The sequence below is a fragment of the Nostoc sp. UHCC 0251 genome, from assembly GCF_034932245.1.
In the GTDB taxonomy this organism is placed as follows: Bacteria; Cyanobacteriota; Cyanobacteriia; order Cyanobacteriales; family Nostocaceae; genus Nostoc.
Map to the genome: position 1 here is coordinate 1 of NZ_JAYGHD010000225.1, position 3415 is coordinate 3415.

Genomic DNA, 3415 nt, shown 5'->3' on the forward strand with positions numbered 1-3415 from the left:
AAAAGTTATTAGTATTTTCTCTTTACTTCCCCTGCTTCCCCTGCTTCCCCTGCTCCCCCTGCTCATTAGACGATGATCTCAGTTAACACACCTTGAATTTCATGTCCAAACACAGATTATTTGTCTCAAATCTTGCCACGGGTAGTTAAGGCGGATAAAGTCTTATCCGAACCGTTTGCCTTCCTTCCCCTTCTCTAACGTGAATCTTTAACGGAGGCGCACGTTTCTTTAATAATTCAGGAAAATATGCTGAGGCTTAATACTACTAAATTGAAGTAATATTTCACTTTAGTACTTATACTGTGTATTATGTTTAAACCTTTGTCATTTGCTTTAGTTGCAGCTACCGTTGTAGTTGCATCAATTAATAATCCTAGCAATACTTTAGCTGGAACCTGTGCTTCTAAGTGTGGTTCTCGTCCAATTCAGTTTACGCCTGGGCAAAGCATCCGGGTTGAAGTTGTAAATAGCACACCCAACCTGATAAAAATCCAAAAACCCTCTGGGACTGGTGCAATATCCTTGAGTCCAGGGCAGAAATTAAATTTAGAACAAATAGAGGGTACAGAACCAAATACATCTCTAATATTCTGGAGCGAAACGGGTTTATCACTACAAGCAATTGTCTCGAAACCTAACTTTGGCACATTGCGGCTGGAACTCCGTCCGACTTGGCGCTCTCCTGGCGATCGCTCTTTATATATTATGGATGATGGCAAGATAAACGTGTTTTAGATAGCAAATTAATGTTATTAGTTATGAGTTAAGAAATAACTTTAAATTCAACACTCATAACTCTTGTACAGACGCGATTAATCGCGTCTGTACTCCTAACTCCCAACTTTATATTGTGCTAGACCGACCTGTATCTGAATTATCCAAACCTCGCAGGCGCTTACCCGATCAGCGCTGGCAAATTTATCCACAAAAACCGGAGTTTGCCCAAAATCTGGCAGCTTTGACAAATATTTCACCGATTATCAGCCAGTTGTTGATTAATCGAGGTATGGAAACACCAGAACAGGTACAAGCATTTTTAAATCCTGAGTCTTTAGTTTTGCCTTCGCCGTTGGAAGATTTCCCAGATTTGGCGATTAGTTTGGAGTTGTTGCAAAATGCGATCGCTTCTCAAACAAAAATTGCGATTTGTGGTGATTATGATGCTGATGGGATGACCAGCACGGCTCTACTTTTGCGTAGTCTCCGCACTTTAGGCGCACAGGTAGATTATGCTATTCCCAGCCGGATGCACGAAGGCTACGGTATTAATAAACGCATAGTTGAAGAATTCCATAGCGAAGGTGTAGGGCTAATTCTGACTGTAGATAATGGCATCTCTGCGTTTGAACCAGTTGCTAGAGCTAGAGAACTTGGTGTTGCAGTAATTATCACTGATCATCACGATATCCCCCAAAAATTACCTCCAGCTAACGCTATCCTCAACCCTAAACTGATAGCTGAATCCTCACCTTATCGGGGTGTTGCTGGTGTTGGTGTCGCCTACATTTTGGCAGTGTCTCTAGCACAGCAGCTAGGGGAGACTAAGGGTTTGATCCAGCCGATGCTAGCACTATTTACGCTGGGGACGATCGCAGATTTAGCCCCATTAACTGGCGTGAATCGCCGTTGGGTAAAACGCGGTTTACAGCATTTACCCAAATCCAACTTACCTGGAATACAGGCGTTAATTCAGGTAGGTGGTGTGCAGGCGAGGGGAGAGGAGAGAGCAGGGGAGCAGGGGAGCAGGGGAGCAGGGGAGGAAATTTCTAATCCAAAATCCAAAGTCCAAAATCCAAAATCGCTCAAGCCTGAAGATATCGGGTTTCGCCTGGGGCCACGAATTAATGCTATCGGTCGAATTGGTAATCCCCAGACTGTGATTGAATTGCTGACTACAGATGATATGGGGGTGGCGCTGGAAAGAGCCATGCAGTGCGAACAAATAAATTCCAGTCGCCAGGAAATGTGTCAGCAAATTGAACAAGAAGCGATCGCTTATGTAGAAGCAGAATTTGTTGCATCTCTACAGCAAAATCGTGTATTAATTGTTGTTCAACCCAATTGGCATCACGGCGTTATTGGCATTGTCGCCTCCCGCTTGGTAGAACGCTACGGTGTTCCCGTGTTTATCGGGACTTATGAGGATGAGGGACATATACGCGGTTCAGCACGCTCAATTCCAGAGTTTCATGTGTTTGAAGCTTTGGAATATTGTCACGATTTACTAGGGAAATTTGGCGGACACAAAGCAGCCGGGGGATTCTCTCTACCAGCAGAGAATTTAGAGATGGTGCGATCGCGTTTGATTGAGTTTGCTAACCAGTGTCTTGAACCGCAGCATCTCAAGCCTCTACTCAAAATTGATGCCGAAGTCAACCTCAACCACATCAATCAGCAGCTTTATCAACAGCTTAATGCTCTCCACCCCTGCGGTATGGATAACCCCGATCCAGTTTTCTGGACACCTAATGTTCAAGTGGTTGAGCAAAAAATCGTCGGGAAGGGTCATATTAAACTGACAATTGCCCAAACTATTGATAATCAGGAATATAAAATTAAAGCGATCGCCTGGCGTTGGGGTGACTATTTTCGCTTACCGCCACGAGTGGATGTCGCTTACAAACTGCGAGAAAATTACTTTAACGGTAACACCACTATCGAGCTAGAGTTAATAGGTGTTAGACTGCCAATTCAGCTTCAACAATTTTTTGTTTTACCACCTACCGCATCAAGTACCACTTTTGAATACAACCAGCGACATTATACTTGTGGTTTCTATAAAAACGGTATTGAAGCGGAATTAAGAATTAAAAATTCTGAAGGTAAAGTCTTAGCCATGCAGCCAGGACATATGATCGGTTTACTGGGCACTAATCGTCAAAACGCCAAAGAAGTTGATGTCTCTCAGCCACAGTATGACAGTATTATTCAAGCTGCCCTTCAGGCGTTATCGGTATTGAATGCTGAGTTATGAGTTATAAGTCTTAAATTCAACAATTTTTTCAACTCAGGACTCACTACTCAGCACTCAGAACTGTTATAGGTTGCCGTTGCGAAATGCCAGCAAAAAGATTACCACTGGCCCAGCAATCACAATTAGCCCCACGGACAGCAATTGGAAAATAACTTCCCAATTTATACTGGTAAAAGCGTTAAACAAAGCGTCCATTTTTCCTTTTCTCCTCCCAATTGTCTTAAAAAATTCAATAACTTAATTAGGAAACCCGAAATCGATCATATCTGGCCATGGCCTGTTAGATTTAATTTACTTAACAAAATTATAAGAAAAGACATAAAAACGTAAAATTAATAGTATGGGTCATGGGGGATTGGGCATTGGGCATTGGGCATAAAAGGCAGAGGGGAAAAACTGAAAAACTTACTGCAACTTCTCCTCGGCTCCCCTGCTCCCCTG

At 42.9% G+C, this 3415-nt stretch carries 3 protein-coding genes; 2 read left to right on the forward strand and 1 reads right to left on the reverse strand.

Annotation, left to right across the window (positions count from 1 at the left end; genetic code table 11):
* Window positions 1-309: 309 nt before the first annotated feature.
* Together VB740_RS17630 and VB740_RS17635 are read left to right on the forward strand one after the other, a co-directional pair.
* Window positions 310-735 carry a hypothetical protein gene (locus VB740_RS17630; RefSeq protein ID WP_323201259.1) on the forward strand — a complete coding sequence of 142 codons (426 nt, stop codon included), beginning with the start codon at window positions 310-312 and terminating at the stop codon, window positions 733-735.
* A gap of 115 nt (window positions 736-850) precedes the next feature.
* Window positions 851-2974: a single-stranded-DNA-specific exonuclease RecJ gene (locus VB740_RS17635; protein ID WP_323201260.1), complete on the forward strand. Its 2124-nt coding sequence runs from the start codon at window positions 851-853 to the stop codon at window positions 2972-2974.
* A gap of 63 nt (window positions 2975-3037) precedes the next feature.
* Here the strand turns inward: VB740_RS17635 and psb30 are convergent, their stop codons facing one another.
* Window positions 3038-3169 (reverse strand): photosystem II reaction center protein Ycf12/Psb30, encoded by a 132-nt coding sequence (gene psb30 / locus VB740_RS17640; RefSeq protein ID WP_100902773.1) that lies wholly within the window; start codon window positions 3167-3169, stop codon window positions 3038-3040.
* Window positions 3170-3415 lie beyond the last annotated feature (246 nt).

What these genes read in the sequence shown, in the direction of transcription:
- psb30 (WP_100902773.1), bottom strand. Translation starts at nt 3,169, where the DNA reads ATGGACGCTTTGTTTAACGCTTTTACCAGTATAAATTGGGAAGTTATT.
- VB740_RS17630 (WP_323201259.1), top strand. Translation starts at nt 310, where the DNA reads ATGTTTAAACCTTTGTCATTTGCTTTAGTTGCAGCTACCGTTGTAGTT.